We start from the raw sequence: 26,640 nt of genomic DNA, 5'->3' as shown, positions 1-26,640 counted from the left end.
ACGTCATACTCTCTGAAGAATTACTTCCAACACAAATCTACTGCCAACATAAGCCAGTAGTAAAACGACATAAGCACTCAAGACCCAACGAACGGCCACACGCCCACGTAAACCAACACGCCAACGGGCTATGAGAAGTCCAGAAAACAAGAGCCAGGAAATCAATGCAAAGATGGTCTTGTGATCAAAAACAAGCGGCTTACCAAATAATGCTTGTGAAAAAAGTAGACCTGAAAATACAGTCAAACTCAGAAGTGCAACACCCACATACAGTAAGTTAAACAACAAACTTTCCATTGTCATCAAGGGCGGCAAATCCTCAAGCCAGTGGGCTATACGACTATTGGGGAGAATGGCTAACTGACGATGCAATGCTCGGTCCTGAATACTCATCAACATGGCATGCATCGCCGCCAAACTCAATAATCCAACTGAGATCGTAGCCACAATAAAATGCCCTTTAAACCAAGGATCAGAGACGGCCTTTGGAGAAATTAAGGTGCCTGAGAAAAGGGCGGGCAATACCGAGCAGATCAGTGCAAAACACAAAACTAGCCAACGCAAGCTAGAGATAGGCAAAAACCAAGACTGAAACCAATAAAAAGCGAGGCCAACCCAAGCGATTAGTGACAAATCCTGGGCAAAACCAAAAACAAATCCCTCAGGGGTAAAGACCGAGTCGTGCAGCACAACTCCATGTACCAGCAAAATCAATAAGATGAATGCCTGAACCAAGCCTGTAAAAGCTGGAGATTCAATTTTTCCCTTTGGTCGCGAACTTAAAAAGACCAAAAGCAGCAAATAAAGTGCAGATGGGAGCCATCCCGAGCCTGAGTAACCTAAAATATCCATCTGGAAAGTCTAATCGATAAATGCTAGAGAATCTCACCGACCGTCTATCTCGTGTTGTGAAAACAATGCGGGGCCAAGCTCGCCTTACCGAAGAAAACACCGCAGAAATGCTGCGGGAGATCCGGCTAGCCTTGCTGGAGGCGGACGTTGCACTTCCAGTCGTTAAATCTTTACTCGAGCAAATTAAATTTAAAGCCCTTGGCGAAGAAGTGGTTGGAAGCCTTAGTCCCGGCCAAGCGCTTGTTGGGGTGGTGCAACGTGAGCTAGCCCAAGTCATGCGTGGAGATACCGCGCAAAGTGGTGAACTGAATCTAGCTACTCAACCTCCAGCAGTCATTCTGATGGCTGGCTTACAGGGTGCCGGTAAAACTACCTCGGTAGGTAAGTTAGCCAAGTTTCTAGAAGAAAAGAAGAAAAAGAAGGTTTTAACTGTTTCTTGTGACGTCTATCGCCCTGCAGCCATCGAACAGCTAGAAACCGTCACTAAACAAGTTGGCGCTGAATTTTTCCCAAGCAATATCAATCAAAAGCCGAGTGAAATTGCTGCTGCTGCTCTTGATTGGGCTCGCCGCCATTATTTTGATGTGCTCTTGGTAGATACGGCTGGTCGACTTGGTATTGATGAAGCGCTAATGCAAGAAATTAAAACCTTGCACGCCAATCTCAATCCGATCGAGACCTTGTTTGTTGTTGATGCGATGTTGGGTCAAGATGCTGTTAATACAGCCAAAGCATTCCATGAGGCACTCCCACTCACTGGTGTAATCCTCACCAAACTCGATGGTGACTCACGAGGTGGTGCCGCACTCTCTGTACGTCAAGTTACTGGTGTGCCACTCAAGTTCATTGGTGTTGCTGAAAAAATGGATGGCCTCGAAGCATTCGATGCTGACCGCATGGCAACCCGTATCTTAGGTATGGGCGACATTCTTGCACTGGTTGAACAAGCCCAACAAAACGTTGACGTTGCCAAAGCAGAAAAGTTAGCGAGTAAGATTTCTAAAGGCGGGTTTGATCTAGGCGACTTCCGCGATCAACTGGTGCAGATGCAACAGATGGGAGGTATGGCTAGTTTGATGGATAAGCTACCAAGCCATATGGCGCAAGCCGCCTCCAAAACCAATTTAAGCGCCGCCGATAAACAAACCAAGCGCATGCGCGGAATCATCGACAGCATGACACCCAAAGAGCGTGCAAAACCGGAGTTATTGAAAGCCACTCGCAAACGTCGAATTGCAGCGGGCGCAGGCGTTGAGGTTCAAGAAGTGAATCGTCTGCTTGCACAGTTTGAACAAATGCAAACCATGATGAAACAGTTCAAGGGTGGCAAGATGGCGCGCACTATGGCATCCATGGCAGCCAAAGGAGCCGCCAAGGGTATTGGCGGACTCTTTAAAAAATAATACTTAAAAACTGTTTGGCTTAAGAAACGAGTTTCTTAGCAGACTCAATTGCAGCAATCACTTTTGCTTTAATTTCTGATAGCGGGATATTTTCTGATTCAGCATCGGTGCGGCCCTTGAATTCGACTTGAGCATCTGCAAGACCACGATCACCGATCACAACGCGGAACGGAACACCAATTAATTCCCAGTCAGCAAACATTGCACCCGGTCTTTCACCTCGGTCATCCAACACCACATCGACTCCAGCAGCAATCAACTCATCATGTAATTGATCAGCAGCAACTTTCACTGCCTCTGATTTGTCGTAACCCATTGGACAAATTACTACTTCAAATGGTGCCATCGAAATCGGCCAAATAATTCCGCGCTCATCATTACCCTGCTCGATTGCAGCGCCCAATAAACGAGTTACACCAATACCGTAACAACCCATCACCATAGGCTGTGCTTTGCCTTGTTGATCAAGATAGGTGCAGCCCATTGCTTCAGAGTAGCGTGTGCCCAATTGAAATACATGGCCCACTTCAATACCGCGGCAGATATCCACAACACCCTTACCATCAGGGGACGGATCACCGATTACGGCATTACGCAAATCCATCACTAAAGGCTCCGGTAAATCACGACCCCAATTCACGCCTGTTAAGTGATGGCCAGCATCATTAGCGCCGCACACAAAATCAGCCATATTGGCAACAGTACGATCTGCGACTACGGTCACATCAGCAGCAATTCCAACTGGCCCTAAATAGCCCGCTGGTGCATTACATGCCTGCGCAATTTCAGCTTCACTGGCAAAACGTGACTCTGCCATTCCAGGAATCTTGCTCGCCTTGATTTCATTTAGCTCATGATCACCGCGCACTAACAGCATAAATAATTTAGCTGGGCCCTCTTCTTGATCAGCGGCAAACAATAATGACTTCACAGTCTGCTCTAGCGGCAGGTTTAAAAACTTGGCAACCTCAGTGCAGTTTGTTTGATTTGGTGTCGCAACTTTAGTCAGCTCCTGAGTTGCGGCACCGCGTACCGCAATTAATGAGACTGACTCAGCAGCCTCAAGGTTGGCAGCGTAATCAGAATTTGGGCAATACACAATGGCATCTTCACCAGTATCTGCAATCACATGAAACTCTTGACTACCTGATCCGCCAATAGCACCGTTATCTGCCGTTACTGCACGAAACTTCAAGCCCATACGCTTGAAGATACGAGTGTAAGCATCAAACATAATTTGATAAGACTTCTTCAATCCCTCAGTATCGCGATCAAAGGAGTAAGCATCCTTCATGCTGAACTCACGACCACGCATGATTCCAAAGCGTGGGCGACGCTCATCACGGAACTTAGTCTGAATTTGGTAAAAGTTCACCGGCAGCTGTTTGTAACTCTTAATTTCATTACGCGCTAAATCAGTCACCACCTCTTCTGAGGTCGGCTGAATTAAAAAGTCACGATCATGACGATCCTTGATGCGAAGCAACTCTGGCCCCATCTTTTCCCAGCGGCCCGTCTCTTGCCACAACTCTGCAGGCTGAATCATTGGCATCAGCAATTCGATTGCGCCAGCGCGATTCATTTCTTCACGGATGATGTTTTCCACCTTGCGAATGGACTTCAATCCCAGAGGCAAATAGTTGTAGATGCCCGCGCTGAGCTTACGAATTAAACCAGCACGCACCATGAGTTTGTGCGAAACCACCTCAGCGTCGGAAGGGGCTTCTTTTAGTGTGGCGAGAAATGACTGTGAAGCTTTCATGTATGGATATAATCAAATCATTGATTTTAAAGGATTTGAGGCACGATCTCATGCTTGACCGTGAAGGGTATCGACCCAATGTCGGCATAGTCCTCCTCAACAGCCATAACGAGGTTTTCTGGGGAAAACGCGTTGGGCAGCATTCGTGGCAGTTCCCGCAGGGCGGGATTCAGCATGGTGAAAGCCCAGAGCAGGCCATGTACCGCGAATTGCATGAGGAAGTGGGCTTAATGCCAGAACATGTCCAAATTATTGGACGTACTAGGGACTGGCTTCGTTACGACGTCCCAGAGGAGTTCCTGCGTCGTCAACATGCCTCTAAAACGCATCGAGCCAGCTATCGCGGTCAAAAACAAATCTGGTTTTTGCTGCGCTTAGTGGGTTTAGATACCGATATTCAGCTGCGCGCTTCGGAACATCCGGAATTTGATGCTTGGAGGTGGGTTCCGTTTTGGATTCAACTAGACACCGTCATTGACTTCAAACGCGAAGTCTATCAACTAGCCCTCTCCGAGCTAGCGCGCTACTTGTCCCGCGGTATACGTATGCAGCAACTTGCCTGGGGATCTCCGCTCGATTTATTTCAATCCCTGTATGGGGGCGAAGAAGATGAGCCCAAAGAAGTAAAACCTACTGATAAGCCATGATGAAATCATCCATTCGCAGTCTGAGACTCTCAACCCTTGGCTTAGCTATCAGCTTAGTCCTAGCAGGATGTGCAGGCGATCCACTGGAGAGCGGGGTCGATCCTTTTGCACCAATGGTCTTCAAAGAAGGCGCAACAGCAATGCCATTGAACCCTCCCAATAAATCAACCATTCAACCCTTTTACGTCTCACAGCAGACAATTTTCAAGTTTGCAATCGATACTGACTCGATTTTGATCGGCAACGATGGCATCACGAGATACATCGTTATTTTGACTAGCCCCAATGGAAACAGCCAAGTCCAATACGAAGGTATTCGTTGCGACTCTTTCCAATGGCGACTCTATGGCACCTTTGAATCCAATACTTGGAAAGAAAACCCTCTTTCTAGCTGGAATCCAATCAAAGACCACACACCAAATCGTTATCAAGCTGCTTTAGCTCAAGGGGCATTTTGCAACTTCAACACTCAAGAAAAGAGCATCAAAAACATTATTCAGTCACTGAACCCTAATGGATTTACTGGCGGTACAAAACCCACTAACTCGTTTGGCGTGATTAATTAAAAAGCATTGCTTGGGTTTTGACGCTTAAGCAGCAGTCAGGTAAGTACCAATTTTTTCACCATTTAGCAGGCGAGTGAGAACTTGAGGCTCGCGCCCTGAGGCAATGATAGTTGCAGCCCCTGTTTGAGCGGCAACTTTCGCAGCCAACACTTTGGTCAACATGCCACCCTTACTCAGCTCACTTGCAGCACCACCAGCCATCTTTTCTAACGCAGGATCACCAGCAGTAGCATCACTCAAAAGAGTGGCGGTAGCATCTTGACGCGGATCAGCAGTAAACAATCCGCCTTGATCAGTCAAGATCACTAGTAAGTCCGCATGAATTAAATTCGTGACTAATGCGGCCAAGCTATCGTTATCACCAAATTTAATTTCATCAGTAACAACCGTATCGTTTTCATTAATGATAGGGACAACACCAAGCTTTAGCAAAGTATCTAACGTCGCCTTGGCATTGGCATTGCGTTCAGCATGCGCCAAATCTGCATTCGTCAGCAATACTTGCGCACTACGTAAATTGAAGCGTGCAAAACAACTTTCATAGACCTGCACCAAGCCCATTTGACCAACGGCAGCTGCAGCCTGTAGTTGATGAATTTCCTGTGGACGCTTACTCCAGCCAAGACGTTGCATGCCTTCAGCAATCGCGCCGGAACTGACCATCAACACCTCATGACCAGAAGCCAACAAGGCGGCCATTTGCTCTGCCCACATGCCGATTGCAGCGCGATCCAAACCCTCACCATTATTAGTGACTAGGCTTGAACCTACTTTTACTACGATTCGTTTCGCTTTCTGAGTGCTCATATCAAATTCAGGTCTCAAATGACTACTGCTTAATCTGGAGTTTTATCTTCTGGCTGAGCTTGTTCTTGATAACGTGGATCAGCAGCACGCTCATCTTCATCATCTCTATCTTTACGAATAGAGTCCAAATAGTCTTGCAATGAATAGCACAACTTATCGCAGCCCAATCCAGTTAAAGCGGAGATCTCAAATACAGGTCCCTTCCACTTAAAACGCTTAATAAAGTCCGCAACCACCTTCTTGCGATCTTCTTCAGGAATCATGTCGACTTTGTTCAGCACTAACCAGCGCGGCTTCTCAACCAAGGCTTCATCGTACTTACGCAATTCATTCACGATAGCAACAGCATCTGCCACTGGATCAATATTCTCATCAAATGGAGCAATATCGACTAAATGCAAGAGCACTCCAGTGCGCTGCAAGTGCCTTAAGAAGCGATGCCCCAAGCCAGCACCTTCCGCGGCACCTTCAATCAATCCCGGAATATCTGCAATCACAAAGCTGCGCTCAGCGCCTACGCGCACCACACCCAAATTTGGATGTAAGGTTGTAAACGGATAGTCCGCAATCTTTGGTCGCGCGTTAGACACAGCGGTGATCAAAGTGGATTTACCAGCATTGGGCATGCCTAATAAACCAACATCAGCCAATACTTTTAATTCAAGCTTGAGTTTACGACGCTCACCCTCTTTGCCATTCGTCTTTTGGCGAGGAGCGCGGTTCGTACTACTCTTAAAGTGAATATTTCCCCATCCCCCAACACCGCCCTGCGCCAAACAAAGGCGCTCACCGTGCGTGGTTAAGTCGGCAATCGGTTCACCAGTTTCATAATCAGAAATGATGGTTCCAACTGGCATACGCAACTCAATATCGTCACCTGCGCGACCATAACAGTCGGCGCCACGACCAGGCTCACCATTTTTTGCAGTGTGCGTTTTGGCGTAACGATAGTCAATCAGCGTATTGATGTTGCGATCTGCGGTTGCCCATACGCTTCCGCCTTTACCGCCATCGCCACCATCAGGACCACCGAATTCAATAAACTTTTCGCGGCGCATGGAGGCACTCCCGGCGCCACCTTGGCCAGCTATGACTTCAATACGAGCTTCGTCTATAAATTTCATGAATAAAAAAGGCCTCGCTTAGCGAGGCCTGTTCCTAAGAGTTAAATTCGGAATAAATCTGAATCAAACGTGTCTCAGTCAGGCGCCTTATGAACGCGGGAGAACTGAAACCTGGGCCTTCTTCAAAGCACCCTTAACGCCAAATTCCACTTGTCCGTCAACTAAGGCAAACAAAGTGTGATCTTTACCAATACCAACGTTCATACCCGGATGTACTCGTGTACCACGTTGACGAATGATGATGCTGCCAGCGTTGATTTGCTCGCCGCCAAAAACTTTAACGCCTAAGCGTTTCGATTCTGAGTCGCGGCCATTTCGTGTCGAGCCGCCGCCTTTTTTCTGTGCCATATCTTTCTCCTGCTATTTAGCCGTTAGCCTAAATTAGGCTTTGATCGTGTTAATCAGAATTTCTGTGTAATTCTGACGATGGCCTTGGTGCTTTTGATAATGCTTGCGACGGCGCATCTTAAAGATTGTCACTTTATCGTGACGTCCCTGGGAGACGACAGTGGCCATCACAGCTGCACCATTAACCAATGGATCACCCAATTTGAGTGAAGCGCCTTCGCCTACGGCTAAGACTTGGTCAAGAGTGATTTCGCTGCCGATTTCCGCTGGTATCTGTTCTATTTTCAATTTTTCGCCTGCAGCAACTTTATACTGTTTGCCACCGGTTTTTATGACCGCGTACATGGTTTGAAACCTCAATTAATATCTACATTTAAGCTAATCCACCCTGGATGAGCTAAGCCCATTATTATATCTTGCATGACGAGCACTGTCAAAACCAATGAATTAAGCCAAATTTTGGCTCCTATTGCCTTAGATTTCAAGGCCTTAGATGAAGTAATTCGCCTGCGATTAGCCTCAAAAGTAGCCTTAATTGACCAAATCTCCAGTTACATCATCCAAGCAGGCGGAAAACGGGTCCGACCAGCCCTTTTGCTACTAGTCAGCAAGGCCTTAGCTAATGGTAAAGAAACTCCCCATGCCTTAGAGCTGGCAGCCGTAGTGGAATTTATCCACACAGCCACCCTACTCCATGATGATGTCGTCGATGAATCTACTCTAAGAAGGGGTCGCGAGACTGCCAATGCCGCTTTTGGCAATGCTGCGAGCGTGCTAGTCGGCGATTTTCTCTATTCCAGAGCTTTTCAGATGATGGTGGGGCCAAATGACCTAAGAGTCATGGAAATCCTGTCCGATGCAACCAATACGATTGCTGAGGGGGAGGTTTTACAGCTCCTCAATATGAATGACCCCGAAGTAGATGAAGAGAGTTATTTACGGGTGATTCGCTATAAAACCGCCAAATTATTCGAAGCATCCACAGAGCTTGGGGCAATTTTGGCGCAAGCATCGGATGGTTATCGAGAGCAGGCTGCTGCTTTTGGTCGCCACATTGGTACCGCCTTCCAATTAATGGATGATCTATTGGATTACACGGCTGACGCATCCCAAATGGGGAAAAATGCTGGCGATGATTTGAGAGAAGGAAAACCTACGCTGCCGCTCATTTATCTTCTTGAAAACGGCAGTACTGAAGAGCAATTACTGGTTCGCGCAGCGATCGAGCAAAATCAAGACTTACCTGATGACGTCTTCCAGCAGATTCTGAGCGCAGTACAAAATTCTGGGGCTTTGGATTACACCCAAGCGGCCGCAAAACGAGAAGTAGATCTTGCGCTCGAATGTCTCAAAGACTTTCCTCAAAACGAATCAACAACAGCGTTACACGCTCTGTGCAAATACTCGTTATCTAGGCAAACCTAGGCTCCAACGCTTTTTACTCTGATATCGCGTGCAGTGATACGGGCCTTTTCTGCCTCATCATGTAAGCGCAAAATTTCCTCTGCACTGAGTCGCTCTAAATTGGAATAGTCCAATTTCCACGAAGGGTCTGAAGCCCAAACCAAAGGGGATTGCACCGTTGTTCGGCCTGCTGGAGCACCCTCTAACAAGCGAAGAGCCAATTCAAAATTAGAGTCTTGCGATTGAATATTGTTGGGAAGAGCTGCAGCATTGCCTAAGGGAAAGTCACTAAAGAGCAGACGGGGGACACCGCAATATTCCACAATATCTTTTGCCACACCCATGATTACCGTGGGAATACCAGCAGCCTCCAAATATCGCGCCAATAAACTTTGGCTCTGATGGCAAATAGGGCAATTGGGAATCAGCACTGCAACATCAACATGATCTTCGCGCAGCTTACTCAGAATCAAGGGCGCATCAATCTCCAAGGTATGACGTTGACTGCGATTGGTGGGTAGCCCATAAAAATGTTTCGACAGGGACTGAATGCGTGCGTTTGCAGCAGCGCGCTTCGCTGCGCCCAGTGGAAACCAGCAATTACTATCCTGCATGTCGGCATTGCGCCTATCAACCCCGACATGGGCAATACGCAAGTCTGCATCCTCATCAATTGAGCGAGTGTAGGGGTCATAAAACTTAGCGGCTGCGTTATAGGGGGCACCAGGTCCTTGAGGGCCTTTACTGGCATCAAACGGGACTGCAGTAGTAACTAAACCTAGAGTTGAATGTTTAAGTGGCTTTTGCAGTAGGGCAAAAGGCACCTCAATGTAGTGGGCCCAAACATAGGGTGTTTCATATCCCAAACCTAAATAGTAATTGCGGGTACGCTCAATATAACGAACTGGCTGGTCCAATTCAGGTGCAAATTGCAGTTCAGAATTCTTAGTCATCAATTGATCCCTGTAAGATATTGCTTATCAAATATTAACTATCAGGAGAATTCATTATGGCTCAATGGCTCAGATTTCAACATCAAGGCAAATCCGGCTTAGGACAAGTTCAAGGGGATCAGATTGCCGTGTACACAGGCGATCTATTTAACAATCCCCAAGCTACTGGAGAGACATTAAAGCTATCCGATGTCACTATCGATATCCCATGCACTCCATCCAAAATGGTTGCCATGGTGGATAACTTTCATGCGCTGGTTACCAAACTGGAGCATGCCGTGCCGGCAGAGCCTTTGTATTTTCTGAAAGGCAATAACTCTTTCTTGGCAGCCAATCAAGTTATTCGCACTCCAAAGTCTTACTCTGGAAAAGTCGTTTATGAGGGCGAGCTCGGCATCGTCATCGGGAAAGCCTGTCATGAAGTAGATGAAGCGCAAGCGGCCGCTGCCATTTTTGGTTACACCTGCATTAACGATGTCACTGCAATTGAGATTTTGAATCGCGATCCTGGATATGCGCAGTGGACACGCTCTAAGAGCTTCAATACTTTTGGAGTCTTTGGCCCTTACATCACCACCGATGTAGATCCAAGCAAGTTAACAATTAAAACTATATTGAATGATCAAGAGCGTCAGAACTACCCCATCGCCGATATAATTTTCCCACCAGCAAAATTGGTTAGCCTGATCTCACAAGATGTCCCACTGCAAGCTGGCGACATCATTGCTTGCGGAACTTCTGTTGGGGTTGGTTCAATGAAGCCCGGCAGTAATGTCAGCATCATCATTGATGGTGTTGGACGCTTAGATAATCGCTTCGAATAGGTCATTAAGGTTGTTGGTCTAATCCCAACACCCCAAAACAAAAACCCTCACCATGTTTAGTGGTGAGGGTTTTTTAATACTCAATTACTTTAGGTGTTGAATCTACCTATTTCTGTAGAGGCTTAGTAACCAGAAACAGATGGCAACGCCAAGCTACCTTTAGAGGCCTGAACGTTTTCATCAAGGTACTTTGTTAAAGCAAAGACGGTATTGAGGCAAGGTGTTGGTGTTTCGGTAATCTTTCCAAGCTCAATTACGGAACCCAATAGAGCATCGATCTCTAAGCTACGACCCGCCTCCAAGTCCTGCAACATCGATGTTTTATGCTTACCGACTTTTTCAGCACCAGCAATACGACGCTCAATATCCACACGGAAAGTGACACCCAACTTCTCGGCAATCGTTTGCGCTTCAGCCATCATATTGCGAGCCAACTCTTTAGTCAGTGGATACTGGCAAATGCCCTCTAAAGTTCCATGAGTCAAAGAGCTGATTGGATTGAAAGTCATATTGCCCCACAACTTCAACCAAATCTCAGAGCGAATGTCTTCCAGGATTGGTGACTTAAATCCAGCTGCAGACATCATTTCTGACATCTTCTGAATACGCTCAGTCTGTTTGCCATCTAACTCGCCCAATGGGAAGCGATTGCCTTCAACGTGACGAATCACACCAGGCGCCTGAGTAAAGGTTGCCGGATAGACCACGCATCCAATGATGTTGTTTGGATTAATTGCATTCTTCGCAACACCACCAGCGTCAACTGTTTCGACAGAATGATCTTGATAGTCGCCACCCAGCTTCTGGAAGTACCACCAAGGAATGCCGTTTTGCATTGGAATCAAAATCGTTTCTGGGCCCATGATTGCCGCGAGATCATCGATGATCGGCTCAACTTGGTGCGCCTTCACTGCCAAAATCACAACATCTGGAGCCTCTGCATCACGAATTTTTTCAACCGCTTTCACCTGTGCCACCAAAGGCTCAGGTTGGTCATCCATAATTAATGCAAGGCCACGCTCTTTAATTGCCGCCAAAGTGGCGCCACGCGCAACTACCGTGACATCATTGCCGGCTCGCGCCAACATGACAGCAAGGTAACCGCCAATCGCGCCCCCTCCACCGATCACACAGATTTTCATAAAAACTCCATAAAGATAAAAAATTTTGAATTGGTGCCATTTTAGAGGTGAACATTTTGCGGTGCAACAGGATATTGTGCCTAATATTTAAGCAACTTAGGTCAACTTGCAATCAATTTAGCCCTGGGAACCATTCCACCCAAAAGCATGCCGACAATACTAGCTAAAAGCCCTGCTAATTGAGGGGGGAGAATAGCTTCAGGGGCAAGTACTTCGCAGCTGATCCAAACAACAAGACCGCAGACCACTGATAACAAACCACCTAAAGAATTTGCCCTGGACCAGTAGACCCCAAAAGCCAGTGGTACAAAAGCCGCAACTAAAGTCACTTTGTAGGCATTCTCAACCATCTTAAAAATTGATAAATTCGAGTTGATAGCAAAAAAGGTAACTACCGCTGTAAAACAGAGAACCGTAATGCGCATGACTTTTAGCAAATCCTGATCTGATAGATGCTTAAAAAAGCCACGCACAATGTTCTCCGCAAAAGTGACGGATGGCGCGAGCAATGTAGCGCTGGCACAACTCTTGATAGCTGACAGTAGGGCACCAAAAAACATCACCTGCGCGATCAGTGGGGCATGGTTCAAAATCAGTTTTGGCAAGATCATTTGTGGATCTGTATATAAATACTGCTTCACTAGATCTGGACTAATAATGGTTGCAGAGTAAGCCAAATACAGCGGAACAAACGCGAAGACAAAGTACAGCACTCCTCCTAACAAAGCGGCTTGAACTGCAATGTTCACATTCTTAGACGATGTAATTCGCTGAAACACATCTTGCTGTGGAATAGAGCCCAACATCATTGTGCATAAGGCGGCTGTAAAGCCAAGGATAGAAGCGAGATTCATATCAGGCCAGAAATTGGAAAACTGGCCGGCAGCAACTGCATGCTCAAAAACTACACCAACACCACCAGTTTGGGCTGTTATCTCGCCACCGATATAAAGCATGCCCACCACAATGATGATCATCTGAATGAAGTCGGTAATTGCCACCGACCACATGCCACCAAAAAGTGTATAAATCAGAACGCTACCAGCGCCAATTAACATGCCGGCTGTTTGTGTAATGCCACCTTCAGACACAACATTAAAAACAAGGCCCAGCGCTTTAATCTGCGCGGCTACCCATCCCAAATAAGAAACCACAATACAGAGCGTTACCAAAACCTCTACAGTGCGGCCATATTTTTCTCGAAAGAAATCACCAATAGTGAGCATGCGGCGGTTGTAGAGATGGCGAGCAAAAAAAAGTCCGACTAAGATCAGACACAGGGAAGATCCGAAAGGATCGGAAACAATTCCGCCAAGCCCCTCCTTAAGGAAGGTGGCTGGGATGCCTAATACTGCTTCGGAGCCAAACCAGGTAGCAAAGACTGTAGCGGTGACGATAGGCAAAGGAAGGCTATGGCCTGCTGCAGCAAAGTCAGCTGTGTTTTTGACCCGTAGCGCAGCCCAAAGACCGATACCTACAGATACCACCCAGTAGATGATGACAAACCAAATCAACATCGCCCAATTACTCCTTCAGAATTTGCTCAAATTATATGGCCTTGTCACTTATGACATTTAATCAATCAGAGCCAAATTTGAGTCAGCTGGTCTGACATAATTCATGGGTGAATTCCGCCATACAACCGACAGAGAACCCCAATAGCGATCTAGCCTATCAAAAGGCGATTTTGGGTTCCGTATCGCGCACTTTTGCACTCACTATCCCCCTACTCCCCCCAGCAATTGAGGTAGTGGTCGGAAACACCTACTTACTGTGTCGGATTGTCGACACAATTGAGGATGCGACTGAACTGAGTCCAACAGAGAAGCAGCGCTTATCTAGGCTATTTTTAGAAGCAGTTTTGGGCACTATTTCGGTGGAGGCATTTGTAAGCCCCTGCCTAGAGGCATTAAAAGGCTACTCCAATGTTGATGAGCTCGATTTAATCGCACACACCCCAACCGTCCTCAGAATTCTGCACACCTTTCCCGATATAGATCAGGCTGCGATTAGCCGTTGCGTTTCAATCATGTCCGATGGCATGTCCCATTTCCATGGAAGGCAAACGCAAGAAGGGCTAAAAGATCTCGCAGAATTTGAGGAGTATTGCTATGTAGTGGCTGGTGTCGTAGGAGAGCTACTGACAACCATCTTTAGCAACTACTCTTCCGGATTTACGAAGCAGATCGAAGGGCATGAGCAATTGGCTATCGCCTTTGGTCAGGCTTTACAAATGACCAATATTTTGAAGGACTCACCAGAAGATCGTGCACGTGGCGTTTCTTGGAAACCAGTAGGCATGAGTCAAACAGCGCTACTGAATATTGCTTACAAAAAACTGCAAGACTCCATGAGCTATATTCTCCTGATTCCAGAAAATGAAGTTGGTATCAGACGCTTCTGCTTTCTTGCTTTCGGTCTTGCAGTCATGACGCTTGAAAAAATTGCTAACAGAAAAGAATTTAGCAACAAATCGGAAGTCAAGTTGTCTAGAAATTCCGTTTGGATTTTTTATGCATTTACCAAGCTTGCCGCTAGTAATACCTTCTTGATGAAAGCATTCTTTTTTGCAGCATCTAGCCAACTCAGGAAACTGTCTGCAAAGAAACCTTAGAGCACACCCTCATGCTTTAAAAGCCAAATTTTGATCTGGCGATAAAAACCTGGAGTATCTTCTTTCATAAAACCTCCAAGACCTTTGGCAGAAACTACTCTATGACAAGGAGTGACCAAAGGATAGGGATTAGCACCGCAAGCAGTCCCGACGGCACGAGGTCCACTTTTAATCTTTTTGGCAATCTCACCATAAGTGCTAGTCTTTCCCACTCCAATACCTAGTGTCGCATTCCACACCTTTTGCTGATGTGGTGTTCCCGTAGGTTTTAGGGGAACGTCAAACACTGAGGAGGCATGCTTGAAATACTGTGTGCATTGTTTTGAAAATGACTTAGCCAAAGCATTTTTGGGGGAAATGAGCGCAGTACCTGGAGGCAAATAATCAATTTTGGAGATCATCAAACTACCGTCTACCAACTCTGTTTGCACCCCCAGGCACCCAAAAGGGGCAGATATCACGCAATAATCGGCTGATGTAGAGATGGCCATGCTGAAGATTCTGACACACATTGAGGTAAAAATTCACGCAGGATTCCAATAAGGCTGTAGCTAGTGAAGTAGCACTTTGCTATATTGGATATTCCTTATTCTTTGCGGACATCACTGATGGACACTTTTTTTGATGATTGGCCTTTTATTGGTCAAGTCGCATTAGTCATCTTCCTGCTTGCCCTCTCTGGCTTATTTTCCATGGCCGAAACTAGCATGCTCTCTTCCAATCGCCATCGCCTACGCGCCATGGCCAACAGTGGCAATGCTGGAGCAGCTCTTGCTGAAAGATTATTAAAGCGTATTGATTCTCTGCTATCAGTGCTGTTGATTTCCAACAACCTCATCAATACCATCCTGCCAATCTTAGTTACCGGCATTGCTCTACATATTTTTGGTGATAGCGGCCTAGTGCTGTCGATAGCTACCTTAGTCGTTGCGCTACTAATCATTATTTTTAGCGAAATCACCCCAAAAGTTATTGGTGCAGCCTTCCCAGAGAAAATTGCCAGCAATGTTGGCTGGTTTATTCTGCCCCTCACTTTCATACTTAAACCCCTGCTCTGGTTTATCAATAGTTTTGTGTCTAGCTTGATGAAGGTTTTTGGCCTTCAAACTTCGAATGAAAATCGAGTAATGAGTAAAGAAGAGTTACGCAGCCTAGTACTCGAATCCAATCGTTTTGTTTCAGCTCACCATCGTAATATCTTGCTTAATCTTTTTAACCTTGAAAATATCTTGGTTGATGATGTGATGACGCCCCGATCTAAGATTGAGATATTAGATCTCTCAAGACCGATTGATGAGGTGATTGAGCAATTAGAAACTTGTTATCACAACAAGCTCCCAGTTTGTGATGGCGACTCTGAGCGCATCGTTGGGATTCTCTCGGTTAAAAAAGCACTCTCCTTGCTAGGTAATGCAGAGCTTCACCATGAAGACTTTAGGTCATTACTAAATGAGCCTTATTTCATCCCAAGCGGGACGCCCGTTCTTCAACAGATGAAATTTTTTCAGGACAATCAACAGCGCTTGAGTTTGGTTGTAAACGAATATGGTGAAGTGCTCGGTCTAGTAACCTTTGAAGACATAGTTGAAGAGCTGATTGGTGAGTTCACCACTTCATTCTCAAATCTTTCTAATGATCCTCATTGGTTAGCCGATGGAACTTATCTTGCTAGCGGTGGCGCATCATTGCGAGATTTAAATCGTCTTCTAAAACTAGAGTTGCCACTTGACGGACCGCGCACTTTAAATGGTCTCATTTTAGAAAAGCTTGAAGCAATTCCGGACTACGATGTCAGCATTCGGATTGCTGGCGTAGTAATGGAAATTGTTCAGTTTGATGAGCATGGAGTAAAAACAGTCAAGCTATACCAACCACTCATCCAACCGACCCAAGATTGAGCGAGCTACTGCATGACTCCCACATTATTCGGACCTGGCATGACATTGCTGTTAATGCATTAAATAATCGGGCAACGGATATTCATATTGAGGCGAGATCTCAAGAAACCATCATACGCACGAGAATAGATGGTCGCCTCACTCTACAAAACCAATACCCTATTGATTTGCATGAGCGATTAATCACGCGGATCAAAATCTTGTCGCGTCTAGATATCGCAGAAAAGCGTTTACCTCAAGATGGACGCCTCCTGATTGGCCATGACTTTAGCTATCCGAACATTGATTGCCGGGTATCTATTCTTCCGACCCTACATGGTGAAAAAGCTGTTGTTCGCATCTTACCTAGTTGTCTAGAGGAGTTAGCGCTAGATCAACTTGGCTTACTGCCAGGACAACTTGAAATAGTCCGAGGTGCAATTAATCAAACCAATGGATTGATTCTGGTAACAGGCCCCACAGGGAGTGGCAAGACACGTACTTTATATAGCTGCTTGAGCGCACTGAACCAAGTGCAACGCAATATTTGCTCTGTTGAAGATCCTATTGAAATTCGGCTTCCAGGAGTAAATCAGGTGGCCTACCACCCAAAAGCAGGCTTAGACTTTCCAAGCATTATTCGCGCCCTTCTACGCCAAGATCCGGATGTCATCATGATTGGTGAAATACGTGATTCGGCCAGCGCACAACTTGCCATCCAGGCAGCCCAAACAGGTCATTTAGTTTTAAGCACGCTACATACGCGCAATGCTATTGGTGCTTTAGCAAGACTCAAAAGCCTAGGCATAGATCAAGAGTCTATTGAATCCTGTCTTCGTTGTGTCAGTTCTCAAAGGTTAATTCGAAAACGCTGCAAAGAATGTAATTCAATGCAAAGCAAAACGCCCTGCAATCTATGCAAAGGATCGGGTTATTTCGGCCGCATTGGCGTTCATGAAGTTTTGGGAAGTGAACAATTATTTGCATCAGCCCAAGTTCTGGACATCTACTCAGCAGGTACGCAACTACTGAAGTCTGGCATAGTAGATCAGGCATCCCTAGATGCGGAGCTTGGGTCTTGGCATTAGTGCAAAAACTTTTAACTAGAAAACTCAGCCAATCTGAACAACTGCATTTTGCACAACAGATGCTCGCTCTTCTTCAGGCCGGCCTTCCCTTACTCAATGCCATACAGCTATTGATTCAGTCTGCACCCGCATCTTGGAAAATTTGGTTAGAGAATATCCGTGCCCTACTACAGAAAGGGAATAGCTTTTCTTTTTGCTTAAGCGCACAAGGTGGCAAATTTTCTCCAGAGTTTTTTAATCTTATTAGAGTTAGCGAGAGAACAGGTGATCTCAGCTTGGCGCTCAGGACAATTTCACAGCAACTAGAAGCCCAGATTGAGCTGAGAAGAAAAGTTCAGCAATCACTGACTTATCCTGTAATTACCCTTGCTACCTCCTTCCTATTGGTGCTAGTGATGATGATTTGGGTTGTACCTGTATTTAAAGAGGTCTTTGCGAACTTTCAGGCTGAGCTACCGGCACCAACCAAAATTCTGATTTCTATTTCCACAGAGATCCAAAATTACTTTCTGGAAATCTTGCTCAGCGCACTCTTAATAGCCACAGGCTTTATGTATGCCTGGCTCAAATCTAGTGCCCTCCAAAAATATTGTGACGGCCTCTTATTACACATACCATTTTTTGGCAATCTATTTAGACTGGCAACACTCAGTCATTGGTGTCGAACCTTGGGGCATTTACTAGAAACTGGTTTACCACTTCCAGATGCTCTGAGAGTCACCGCACAATCTTCAAATCATTGGGTGAGCCATGACTTTAGTGCCGAGATATTTAAACACCTCACTCGTGGCTGGCCATTGGGGGAATCGCTCAAAAGAGCAGACCCTAAATCACGACTTCTAGATATAGAGACATTACTACTACTTCATATCGGGGCTGAAAGTGGCGCATTAGCCGAGATGCTAAATAAGCGTGCCACTACATTAGGATCTCAGCTAAGTAGTCAACTAAACACACTGAGCCAAAGCTTGGAACCAGCACTCATTCTTTTTGTTGGCGCCATTATTGGCAGTTTGGTCATAATCCTTTATCTACCCATATTTAATTTAGGGCAAATTGTTTAGTGGATCCCATGGTAAGCATCTGGATAGTCAAATCCCTACTAGCACTGGCTTTGCTTTACTTGGCCTATATTGATTGGCGGACCTTGCGTCTACCGAATGCCATCACATTGCCCTTAATTTTTTTAGGTATTACTTTTAACTCAATCTCAGGCCTATACCTGACCACTCTAAGCTCGGCATTAATCGGAGCACTTCTAGGATATACCTCACTTTGGGCTTTAAATGCTGGCTATCGTCTTCTGAAAAACCGCAATGGAATTGGTATGGGTGATGCCAAACTCTTAGCAGCGCTGGGTGCCTGGTTGGGCTGGGGTGCTCTGCCTAGCGTTCTTCTTATTGCCTCTGCCACTGGAATTGTGGGCGGCCTCGTCTGGCTTCAGTTACGCGGACATCAGTTGCAGCAAGCCTTTCCTTTTGGCCCTTTTTTAGTTATTGCTGGCATCATTGAGCTGTTATGGCCTCAACTCATTCCAACTTTGATTCTGCCCAAGCTGATCTAAAAGCCTTAAAGGGGGAAATACCTTGCATTGGCTTAACCGGCGGCATTGGTTCTGGCAAGACGGCGGTGAGCGATTTGCTAGATAAGCTCGGGGCCGGGGTGATTGATACAGACTTGATTTCTCATCAAATTACTGCACCCGGCGGAAAAGCGATTCCATTGATTACCAAAGAATTTGGGGCTGACTTCATAGACCCCCAGGGAGCCCTGGATCGACCCAAAATGCGGGCCCTAGTCTTTGCAGATTCAAATGCCCGTCAAGCTTTGGAGAAAATAACCCACCCCTTAATTCAGCAAGAAACCGCCAAACAAGCATTTGAGTTGGCCAAATCTGGAGCCCCCTATCTTGTTTTTGTAGTCCCACTGCTCATTGAGTCAGGGTCTTGGGTAAATCTGATTGACTACCTCATCGTAGTTGATTGTCCAGAAGAGACCCAAATCCAAAGAGTGATGCACCGCAGCAATATGACCCGCTTAGATGTGGAGAGTATTCTCAAAGCGCAAACAAGCCGCAAAGTCCGTCTAGCAGCAGCTAACGCCGTTATTGAAAATCAAGGCAGTCTAGATGAGCTCAAATCAGAGGTTCTGAGATTGCACCAAGAATTGCTCAAAATTTAAGAAGAAGCCTCTAAGTTCGTCATAGAATATAGGCTTGTGATTGTCTACGAATACCCTTTCAATGAATTAGTTCGAAGCATGCTTCGGCTGGAGTATTTATTCGCCCGCTTCAATCACTTCCTCCGTTCTGATGATCCAGAGCTACATCACAATGCAATTGCGATGTTGTTTGACTTGGGCGATATTGGTTCACGAGGTGATATCAAATCCTTATTGCTAAAAGAATTTGAGCGTCAAAAATATGCCCTAAATGGTCTAAAGTCTTCGCAAAAGGTAGATCAAGAAGCGTTAACGCAAACGCTTTCAGAGATTGATAAAGCTGCACTGAATATCAATCAATCGATGGGTAAGCCAAATTCTGCAATTACTGAGAGTGAATGGCTAAATGCTATTCGTACCCGATTAAATATTCCAGGTGGAACAAGTCCGATTGATTTGCCAAGTTACCATGCTTGGAAAAATACCCCCTCGACTCAGCGCAGGGAGTTATTAGAAAAATATATTCACCCACTTTTGCCATGGCATGAAGCTTGCCAAATTTTCTTAAGATTGCTCCGTCAATCTGGAGAAGCAAAAGATGTTGTTGCACATCAAGGCGCATATCAACAAGCACCTTCTGGTAAGGTTTATCAATTGATGCGTATCGCTGTAGAAGATGACAGCCTCTTTTCAGAAATCAGCGCCAATAAATATCTTTTATCGATTCGCTTTCTGAAAATTGATCAAGATAAAAAACCGCAGATCCTGAATGAGGATGTGTCTTTTAGGCTGACCCTCTGCCAGCTCTAAGTCTTTAGTAGCTTTAACTTTTCCAGCATGGGCCAGGCAGCTGGCAATAAAGGCTCTACCGTCGGAAGCGCATTGCCAACCAATTGCCAAGAGAGCGCTTGACCCTCACACCCCCTAGGCGTTCCACTCCATTTTCGAATAATGCTGACATGCAAACGAACATAAGCATGTGGATAGTCATGCTCCAAGACAACCAGCTCTTCGCTAGACTCAATATTAATCCCGAGCTCTTCTTGTAATTCACGTTTTAGTGCTGTGAATACTGATTCGCCAGCTTCAATTTTTCCACCGGGAACTTCCCAGTAGCCAGCATAAGGCTTGCCTTCTGGACGCTGACCCAAAAGATAGCGTCCCTCTGGATCCAATAAAATCCCAGCAGCAACTTCCGTCACAGGGCGGTTAGAGTCACTCATGGAATGATTAAGCAGCGTGCGAGCCAGCCCAATGCTTAGCAAACTGCCAAGCAACACGACCAGAACGCGAACCCCGCTCTAATGCCCAAACTAATGCTTCAGCTCTAGCACCCTCAATCTGCGCGTCACTTAAACCAAAATGGCGCAACCAATGGGCAACAATTTCTAGATACTCATCTTGCTTTGGTGGGTAGAAAGAAAGCCATAAACCAAAACGCTCCGAGAGAGAAATCTTTTCCTCAACCACTTCACCCGGATGAATTTCTCCATCATCCCCATGAACGTAACCTTCGTTGTCCTTCATATATTCAGGCAAGAGGTGGCGTCGGTTAGAGGTGGCATAAATCAAAATATTGTCGACTTGTGCTGATACAGAGCCATCCAAAGCAGACTTCATAGCCTTATAGCCAGATTCCCCATCTTCAAATGAGAGGTCATCGCAAAAAATAATGAAGCGCTCTGGGCGGTCAGCTAATAAATCCGTAATGTCAGCTAAGTCCGCTAAATGCTCTTTTTCAACTTCGACCAAACGTAAGCCCTGGCTAGCAAACTCATGCAAGCTTGCTTTAATGAGTGAGGACTTTCCTGTGCCACGTGCACCCGTTAATAAAATATTATTAGCAGGCTTGCCCTGAATAAAGTTTTTGGTGTTGTCACGAATTGCATCACGTTGACGATCGATATTTTTTAGATCTTCAAAGGTGATGTCCGAAACATGCTTGACTGGCTGCAAAAAACCAATACTTCCAAAGATACTATCGCGACGACGCCACCTAAAAGCAGTTGAAGATTTCCACTGCTCTTCCGTCAATGCTTTAGGCAAAAACGTTTCGAGATGACTGAGGAGTTGCTCCAATTTTTCATTCATTTCACGAATTCCTATGAGCGGTAATCAGCATTAATGGAAACGTAGTCATGTGACAAATCACAAGTCCACATCGTCTGCTGTGCCGATCCACGACCCAAGTCAATCTTGACGGTAATTTCTTCAGCCTGCATCACTCTCTGACCATCAGCTTCTTGGTAATCAGGATGTCGGCCACCATTCTTAGCAACCCAAACATCTCCAAGCCACATTTGCACTTGGTTCACGTCGAGGTCAGTGATTCCAGCGTAACCAATCGCCGCAAGAATGCGACCTAGATTGGGGTCGCTAGCAAAGAAAGCCGTCTTTACTAATGGTGAATGGGCGACCGCCTCTGCTACTAAACGGCACTCCTCCTCCGTCTTACCACCTTGCACATCAATCGTAATAAATTTAGTCGCCCCTTCACCATCTCTCACAATCATTTGGGCAAGCTTACGGGCGAGATCGATTAATGCGGCTCGAACTAAGTTATAACTAGCATCACTAGTTGATTGAATCTGTACCGCTGACTGGCCAGTCGCCATGATGATGAATGAGTCATTGGTAGAAGTATCGCCATCAATTGTGATCGCATTAAATGAAAGATCAGCAATCTCACGCGTCAGTTGATTAAGTAGACCTGGAGCAAAACCAGCATCAGTTGCAATAAACCCCAACATTGTTGCCATATTAGGATGAATCATGCCGGCACCCTTACAAATACCGGTAATGGTTACCAGCCCAGATGGAGTTTCTACTGTCATGGACGCAGCTTTAGGTTGAGTATCTGTAGTCATGATGGCTTCTGCAGCATCAAGCCAATGGTCTTCGCCTAGGCTAGCAACTGCTTTAGGCAATCCAGCAATTAATCTGTCGATCGGCAGTGGTTCCAGAATCACACCAGTTGAAAACGGCAAAATTTGTTCTGGATTGAGCTTAAGTTCTTTTGCTAATTCAGCACAAGTGGATAGGGCATCCTTCATGCCCCGCTCACCAGTTCCCGCATTCGCATTACCTGTATTCACTACCAAAGCGCGAATCCCACCCTTTGCACTATCCAAGGCTAAATGCTCTTTGCAAACTTGAACTGGTGCAGCACAAAATCGATTTAAAGTAAAAACACCAGCAACTTGGGAGCCAGGTGCTAAGGTCATTACCAATAAGTCTTTGCGATTAGCTTTTTTGATTCCAGCTTCAGCGATACCCATCTGAAAACCCTTCACAGGCTTTAGTTGGTCTTTTTGAGGGAGTGGTAAGTTGACAGTCATATATGCTTCTAAAACAAGGGGATTAATAGGAAAGGGCTATCCGCCGCCTCTCCGAGTATAAAGATCAAAGCGATCTAAGATGGCCTGAATTTGCTCGGCAGAAAAAAATGCATCAAACGTGATAACCAACTCCAGCACTGGGATGCTTAAAAGTGCAATTTTGCGACTTTTTAAAGTAGTCCCACACATCGTAATCCGAGAATGGGTTCCAAGAAGAAGTTCGCGATCGTCAATTACGAGGGAGGTTTGCTGGTATAGATCACTCAAAGCTTCTGGTAGCCAGCGAACTAGATCTTCCGGAGTGCACCCCATCACTCGCTTGACCTCAAAAACAGCACCGCCTAACAAAGAATTAACCACCTGCAACTGGGGGGCAGATGGCTAAGGCGTCGTTCTCCTTAAGGATATAAGAGAGACGCTGATCTGGATTTACATAAACCCCATTAACCATCACCAAGTGGGCTGACTTACTAGGAATTTTGTACAGCTCAATCATGTCCCCAATAGTACTTCCTTCAGGAACCACGATATCAGCTTCAATCCCATTCTTTTTTGAGGGCGGAAGATAACTTGCCAGACTGGCAAACAACTTCAAGGTAATTTGCATACTTAAAGCTTAATTCATCCAAGCAGATTGTGCTTGCCCTTTTGCCAGGTAAGCTTCCATTGCTTGTGTCGGATCACGTAATAAATGCGACTTCCATTCGCCTAATCGGGTCTTGGATTGAATAAGGCCTCGTAATACCCCAATATGATCGGTCGTCCCAACGCAAGTAGCCCCAATCAAAATATCACCCAAGAATTCCAAACGGAGATACTTGAAATGCTCTCGATCAACAATCTCCACATGATCACCGTCTTTGGCACCAGACCATAAACCGAATGAGGACGAAATCAATCCTAGCGTATCTAGTACATTGATTTGAAGGGCTCCAAGACTTTGGGCATCACCACCCATCATCGCAATACCTGCAATTCGAGCTTGATCGGCAGCATTGGGCTGAATTGCATTCACAATTCGATTCCCAGTTGAAAAATCAATCCCCTCAGCAACATCACCTGCGGCATAAATATCTGGATGTGATGTTTGCATATGCTCATTTACCAGAACGCCATTATGAATCTCGAGTCCTGAATTTTGAAGGCATTCAATATTTGGTTTTACTCCCGTTGCCGAAATGACAAGATCTACCTCTAGGACTTTTCCATTCGAAAGCTTAACGCTCAGAGCAGATCCAGATGAGCTAATTTCCTCTACTCGGGTGCCAGTAAACACATCAATCCCTTGAGACTGAACCCACTCCTTAATCATGCCGCCAGCAAGCTCAGTCATCATTCTGGGCACCATTCGGTCACCCATTTCTACTACTGTCAACTGCACATCACGACTAGCTAAGGCCTCCAAAATAATGCAACCAATAAAACCGGCGCCCATCTGTAATACGCGGGTTCCTGGCTTGGCAATAGATGCAATAGATCGGGCATCCGCCATAGTCCAACAAGAGTGCACTCCCGGTAATTGAATGCCTGGAATAGGCGGCTGCACTGGCACAGAGCCAGTTGCAATCAGTAGCTTGTCAAAAGAAATCCGAGTTCCGCCTTGGATGATGAGTTCCTTGGTCTTGCAATCCACAGCATCTACGCGACCATATAACTGCTCAATCTTCAGCTTATCAAAATGGTGAGGATCTTTGCGTAAATAAGTCCCTGACTCTTGAATGTTTCCCATTAATAAATAAGGAATTGCCATCCGCGAATAAGGCGGCACATCCTCAGAGCCGATCATGATAATTTGATCAGAGGGTGCGCGTTTGCGAATAGTCTCTGCGGCAATCACGCCCGCAGGACCATTTCCTAAAATAACGTGCTTCATCTAAAAGATCTTACAGTCCAAGACGCTTAAGTGTTTCCGCACTCGGACGACCCTCAGGATCCCAGCCACGGATCTTATAGTACTCGGGCAGCATCTTATCCAAACCGCTCACAGTGCCCTTGCCTGGCCCAGTTTTTGCAGCTTCCGTCATCAAGCGCTTCGGTAATTTATCGTCTTTGCTGGTGAAGCCGGCACGATTATTAAAGTCGCGCTCCATATTCCAAATACGCTCACCAATCGTAGTCAAGTTCTCTACCGTAAATTCATCGCCACATGCGGCCTGCAACTGCGGAGCCACATCAGCAAGTGTCCAAGCAAAGCTAGTAAAAATACATATCCCTGCCGAATCAAACGCAGCAGTTGCATCTTGGAATGCTTTCACCAACTCTGGCTTGCCTTGCGTATCTGCTGGTTCAGTCTTCACTGGAATACCCAAAACCTCAGAGGCAATCGTGTAGCCGCGTAAATGACATGCGCCGCGGTTTGAAGTTGCATAAGCCAAGCCAATTCCCTGAATTACGCGCCCATCATATGCAGGAAACTCTTGACCTTTGACGCTCATAGAGAGGTCTGGATGCCCATATTTTTTAGTCAAACGTGCAGAACCCAGTCCAAGCTCTTTTCCAAAGCCAACACCATTTGCAGTAATTTCTGCGAAATAACACAGCGCTTTAGCAGAACCAAATGGCGCCTCGATACCAAGCTGCTCTTTTGTTAGGACGCCCATTTCATACATTTCCATCACAGCGCCCACGGTTGCACCAAAAGAAATCGGATCAAATCCATCCTCATTGCACAACATGTTAGCAAACTGCAATGCTTCTAAATCGTTTACGCCATTTGCAGCACCCAAGGCCCAAGCAGCCTCATACTCCAAACCACCTGAGGCGTTCATATACTGGGGTTTATTCTCAATTGAAAAATGTGTCTCATCAATTTTTGAGATACGTCCACAGGCAATAGTGCATGCAAAGCAAGCTTGATTAGTCACTAGATGCGCCTTCCCATCTGAAGCACGTGGGGTAGCCATAGCCTCAGCAGAAATATCCTTAGCGCCATCAAACTGAACATCCTGATGATTGCGGGTTGGCAATGCACCAACTTCATTAATCACATTCATTAAGACTTGTGTTCCATAGGTAGGCAAGCCCTCTCCCGTCACACCATTGCCAGCTAAAACTGCTTTGCCAGCACGGGTTGCTTCCATAAAGGCTTTAGGATTTTTAATATTGCCGACACCTTTTGTGCCTCGAACTGCAACTGCTTTTAAGTTCTTACTGCCCATCACCGCGCCTACGCCAGAGCGTCCAGCCGCACGATGCAAGTCATTCACGATTGCAGCGTAAAGAACTTCATTTTCACCCGCACGACCAATGCAAGAAACTCGAATTTGGGGGTCTTGATGCTTAGTCTTAATTGCAGGCTCTGTTTCCCAAACAGTTTTGCCCCACAAATCAGAGGCATCGATCAACTCTGCTTTATCGTTCTCAATAAATAGATACACCGGCTTAGGTGATTTGCCTTCAACTATCACCATATCCCAACCAGCCATTTTCAGCTCTGCACCCCAATAACCACCAGAGTTCGAGCAGGCAATAGCTCCAGTCAATGGACCCTTGGTCACTACTGTGTAGCGACCACCAGTAGAGGCCATCGTTCCAGTCAACGGGCCAGTTGCCCAAATCATTTTATTTTCGGCAGACAGTGGATCAACTTTAGGATCCAACTCTTCCACTAAATACTTCGACGCCAAACCTCGTGAGCCTAAATATTCTTTAGCCCACTGCATATTGATTGGCTCTGAGGCACAAGTGCCGGCAGTTAGATTAACGCGTAGTAATTTTCCAGCCCATGACAT

28 protein-coding genes and 1 pseudogene are annotated in these 26,640 nt (G+C 45.9%); 12 read left to right on the top strand and 17 right to left on the bottom strand.

Annotated features, from left to right (window positions below; all coding sequences use genetic code 11):
* Positions 1 to 3 precede the first annotated feature (3 nt).
* Positions 4 to 852, bottom strand: a complete 849-nt coding sequence (locus tag FD975_RS01085) for an inner membrane protein YpjD (protein ID WP_215302456.1) — start codon at positions 850 to 852, stop codon at positions 4 to 6.
* Between the two features lie 20 nt (positions 853 to 872).
* On the opposite strand from FD975_RS01085, the gene ffh reads away from it, so the two are divergent.
* Complete coding sequence (gene ffh / locus FD975_RS01080; RefSeq protein ID WP_215302455.1) at positions 873 to 2,255, top strand: signal recognition particle protein; 1,383 nt, start codon at positions 873 to 875, stop codon at positions 2,253 to 2,255.
* A gap of 19 nt (positions 2,256 to 2,274) precedes the next feature.
* Here ffh and FD975_RS01075 read toward each other — a convergent pair whose 3' ends face one another.
* Positions 2,275 to 4,017 (bottom strand): proline--tRNA ligase, encoded by a 1,743-nt coding sequence (locus tag FD975_RS01075; protein ID WP_215302454.1) that lies wholly within the window; start codon positions 4,015 to 4,017, stop codon positions 2,275 to 2,277.
* A gap of 50 nt (positions 4,018 to 4,067) precedes the next feature.
* Here FD975_RS01075 and FD975_RS01070 point away from each other — a divergent pair, with 50 nt between their 5' ends.
* Positions 4,068 to 4,664, top strand: a complete 597-nt coding sequence (locus tag FD975_RS01070; RefSeq protein ID WP_215302453.1) for an RNA pyrophosphohydrolase — start codon at positions 4,068 to 4,070, stop codon at positions 4,662 to 4,664.
* Complete coding sequence (locus tag FD975_RS01065; RefSeq protein ID WP_251371235.1) at positions 4,661 to 5,230, top strand: CNP1-like family protein; 570 nt, start codon at positions 4,661 to 4,663, stop codon at positions 5,228 to 5,230. The genes FD975_RS01070 and FD975_RS01065 overlap by 4 nt, the downstream gene beginning before the upstream one ends.
* A 30-nt stretch (positions 5,231 to 5,260) precedes the next feature.
* On the opposite strand, the pseudogene proB reads toward FD975_RS01065, so the two are convergent.
* The 4 genes and pseudogenes from proB to rplU all read right to left on the bottom strand — a co-directional run.
* Positions 5,261 to 6,037, bottom strand: a pseudogene (gene proB / locus FD975_RS01060) (glutamate 5-kinase); the annotation flags it as partial.
* A gap of 29 nt (positions 6,038 to 6,066) precedes the next feature.
* The gene (gene obgE, locus FD975_RS01055; RefSeq protein WP_215302451.1) at positions 6,067 to 7,161 is read right to left on the bottom strand and encodes a GTPase ObgE; all 1,095 of its coding nucleotides are present in this window, start codon (positions 7,159 to 7,161) and stop codon (positions 6,067 to 6,069) included.
* An 87-nt stretch (positions 7,162 to 7,248) separates the two neighbouring features.
* On the bottom strand, positions 7,249 to 7,509 hold the full coding sequence (rpmA, locus tag FD975_RS01050; protein ID WP_015420374.1) for a 50S ribosomal protein L27: 261 nt from the start codon (positions 7,507 to 7,509) through the stop codon (positions 7,249 to 7,251).
* Positions 7,510 to 7,542: 33 nt separating this feature from the next.
* Complete coding sequence (gene rplU / locus FD975_RS01045) at positions 7,543 to 7,854, bottom strand: 50S ribosomal protein L21 (protein ID WP_041484800.1); 312 nt, start codon at positions 7,852 to 7,854, stop codon at positions 7,543 to 7,545.
* Positions 7,855 to 7,929: 75 nt separating this feature from the next.
* Here rplU and FD975_RS01040 point away from each other — a divergent pair, with 75 nt between their 5' ends.
* Positions 7,930 to 8,934, top strand: a complete 1,005-nt coding sequence (locus FD975_RS01040) for a polyprenyl synthetase family protein (protein WP_215302450.1) — start codon at positions 7,930 to 7,932, stop codon at positions 8,932 to 8,934.
* Here FD975_RS01040 and FD975_RS01035 read toward each other — a convergent pair.
* Positions 8,931 to 9,866: a reductase gene (locus FD975_RS01035; RefSeq protein ID WP_215302449.1), complete on the bottom strand. Its 936-nt coding sequence runs from the start codon at positions 9,864 to 9,866 to the stop codon at positions 8,931 to 8,933. The two genes, FD975_RS01040 and FD975_RS01035, sit on opposite strands and share 4 nt — an antisense overlap.
* Before the next feature lie 56 nt (positions 9,867 to 9,922).
* Here FD975_RS01035 and FD975_RS01030 point away from each other — a divergent pair, with 56 nt between their 5' ends.
* Entirely contained in the window at positions 9,923 to 10,690 is a 768-nt protein-coding gene (locus FD975_RS01030) for a fumarylacetoacetate hydrolase family protein (protein WP_215302448.1), read from the top strand.
* A 122-nt stretch (positions 10,691 to 10,812) separates the two neighbouring features.
* Here FD975_RS01030 and FD975_RS01025 read toward each other — a convergent pair whose 3' ends face one another.
* Positions 10,813 to 11,832 carry a 2-dehydropantoate 2-reductase gene (locus FD975_RS01025; protein WP_215302447.1) on the bottom strand — a complete coding sequence of 340 codons (1,020 nt, stop codon included), beginning with the start codon at positions 11,830 to 11,832 and terminating at the stop codon, positions 10,813 to 10,815.
* A 101-nt stretch (positions 11,833 to 11,933) separates the two neighbouring features.
* Positions 11,934 to 13,349, bottom strand: coding sequence for a sodium:solute symporter family protein (locus FD975_RS01020; protein ID WP_215302446.1), 1,416 nt, complete (start codon positions 13,347 to 13,349; stop codon positions 11,934 to 11,936).
* Positions 13,350 to 13,456: 107 nt separating this feature from the next.
* Between FD975_RS01020 and FD975_RS01015 the strand changes: the two genes are divergently transcribed.
* Positions 13,457 to 14,446 (top strand): squalene/phytoene synthase family protein, encoded by a 990-nt coding sequence (locus FD975_RS01015; protein WP_215302445.1) that lies wholly within the window; start codon positions 13,457 to 13,459, stop codon positions 14,444 to 14,446.
* Here FD975_RS01015 and FD975_RS01010 read toward each other — a convergent pair.
* The gene (locus FD975_RS01010) at positions 14,443 to 14,937 is read right to left on the bottom strand and encodes a methylated-DNA--[protein]-cysteine S-methyltransferase (RefSeq protein WP_215302444.1); all 495 of its coding nucleotides are present in this window, start codon (positions 14,935 to 14,937) and stop codon (positions 14,443 to 14,445) included. The two genes, FD975_RS01015 and FD975_RS01010, sit on opposite strands and share 4 nt — an antisense overlap.
* A 117-nt stretch (positions 14,938 to 15,054) precedes the next feature.
* On the opposite strand from FD975_RS01010, the gene FD975_RS01005 reads away from it, so the two are divergent.
* From FD975_RS01005 to zapD, 6 genes are read left to right on the top strand one after another with little or no spacing between them, the layout of a single operon-like run.
* Positions 15,055 to 16,344 (top strand): HlyC/CorC family transporter, encoded by a 1,290-nt coding sequence (locus FD975_RS01005; protein ID WP_215302443.1) that lies wholly within the window; start codon positions 15,055 to 15,057, stop codon positions 16,342 to 16,344.
* Positions 16,341 to 17,411 carry a GspE/PulE family protein gene (locus FD975_RS01000; RefSeq protein ID WP_215302442.1) on the top strand — a complete coding sequence of 357 codons (1,071 nt, stop codon included), beginning with the start codon at positions 16,341 to 16,343 and terminating at the stop codon, positions 17,409 to 17,411. Before FD975_RS01005 ends, FD975_RS01000 begins: the two co-directional genes overlap by 4 nt.
* Positions 17,411 to 18,475: a type II secretion system F family protein gene (locus FD975_RS00995; RefSeq protein ID WP_251371435.1), complete on the top strand. Its 1,065-nt coding sequence runs from the start codon at positions 17,411 to 17,413 to the stop codon at positions 18,473 to 18,475. The genes FD975_RS01000 and FD975_RS00995 overlap by 1 nt, the downstream gene beginning before the upstream one ends.
* An 8-nt stretch (positions 18,476 to 18,483) precedes the next feature.
* The gene (locus tag FD975_RS00990) at positions 18,484 to 18,975 is read left to right on the top strand and encodes an A24 family peptidase (RefSeq protein ID WP_215303715.1); all 492 of its coding nucleotides are present in this window, start codon (positions 18,484 to 18,486) and stop codon (positions 18,973 to 18,975) included.
* Between the two features lie 17 nt (positions 18,976 to 18,992).
* Complete coding sequence (gene coaE, locus FD975_RS00985; RefSeq protein ID WP_215303713.1) at positions 18,993 to 19,592, top strand: dephospho-CoA kinase; 600 nt, start codon at positions 18,993 to 18,995, stop codon at positions 19,590 to 19,592.
* A 36-nt stretch (positions 19,593 to 19,628) separates the two neighbouring features.
* Positions 19,629 to 20,381, top strand: a complete 753-nt coding sequence (gene zapD / locus FD975_RS00980) for a cell division protein ZapD (RefSeq protein ID WP_215302441.1) — start codon at positions 19,629 to 19,631, stop codon at positions 20,379 to 20,381.
* On the opposite strand, the gene FD975_RS00975 is transcribed toward zapD, so the two are convergent.
* From FD975_RS00975 to FD975_RS00945, 7 genes are read right to left on the bottom strand one after another with little or no spacing between them, the layout of a single operon-like run.
* Entirely contained in the window at positions 20,378 to 20,794 is a 417-nt protein-coding gene (locus FD975_RS00975) for an NUDIX domain-containing protein (protein ID WP_215302440.1), read from the bottom strand. The genes zapD and FD975_RS00975 overlap by 4 nt on opposite strands.
* A gap of 7 nt (positions 20,795 to 20,801) precedes the next feature.
* Positions 20,802 to 21,662: an ATP-binding protein gene (locus tag FD975_RS00970; RefSeq protein ID WP_215302439.1), complete on the bottom strand. Its 861-nt coding sequence runs from the start codon at positions 21,660 to 21,662 to the stop codon at positions 20,802 to 20,804.
* Between the two features lie 11 nt (positions 21,663 to 21,673).
* Positions 21,674 to 22,909: a bifunctional glutamate N-acetyltransferase/amino-acid acetyltransferase ArgJ gene (gene argJ / locus FD975_RS00965; RefSeq protein WP_215302438.1), complete on the bottom strand. Its 1,236-nt coding sequence runs from the start codon at positions 22,907 to 22,909 to the stop codon at positions 21,674 to 21,676.
* A gap of 36 nt (positions 22,910 to 22,945) precedes the next feature.
* Positions 22,946 to 23,269 carry a hypothetical protein gene (locus FD975_RS00960; RefSeq protein ID WP_215302437.1) on the bottom strand — a complete coding sequence of 108 codons (324 nt, stop codon included), beginning with the start codon at positions 23,267 to 23,269 and terminating at the stop codon, positions 22,946 to 22,948.
* The gene (locus FD975_RS00955) at positions 23,262 to 23,516 is read right to left on the bottom strand and encodes a MoaD/ThiS family protein (protein ID WP_215302436.1); all 255 of its coding nucleotides are present in this window, start codon (positions 23,514 to 23,516) and stop codon (positions 23,262 to 23,264) included. The genes FD975_RS00960 and FD975_RS00955 overlap by 8 nt, the downstream gene beginning before the upstream one ends.
* A 9-nt stretch (positions 23,517 to 23,525) precedes the next feature.
* Positions 23,526 to 24,782 carry an NAD(P)/FAD-dependent oxidoreductase gene (locus FD975_RS00950; protein WP_215302435.1) on the bottom strand — a complete coding sequence of 419 codons (1,257 nt, stop codon included), beginning with the start codon at positions 24,780 to 24,782 and terminating at the stop codon, positions 23,526 to 23,528.
* Positions 24,783 to 24,792: 10 nt separating this feature from the next.
* On the bottom strand, positions 24,793 to 26,640 hold the full coding sequence (locus FD975_RS00945) for an aldehyde ferredoxin oxidoreductase family protein (protein ID WP_215302434.1): 1,848 nt from the start codon (positions 26,638 to 26,640) through the stop codon (positions 24,793 to 24,795).

The sequence above is a fragment of the Polynucleobacter sp. AP-Jannik-300A-C4 genome (assembly GCF_018688335.1).
GTDB lineage: Bacteria > Pseudomonadota > Gammaproteobacteria > Burkholderiales > Burkholderiaceae > Polynucleobacter.
This window is presented reverse-complemented; position numbering and strand designations above follow the sequence as displayed.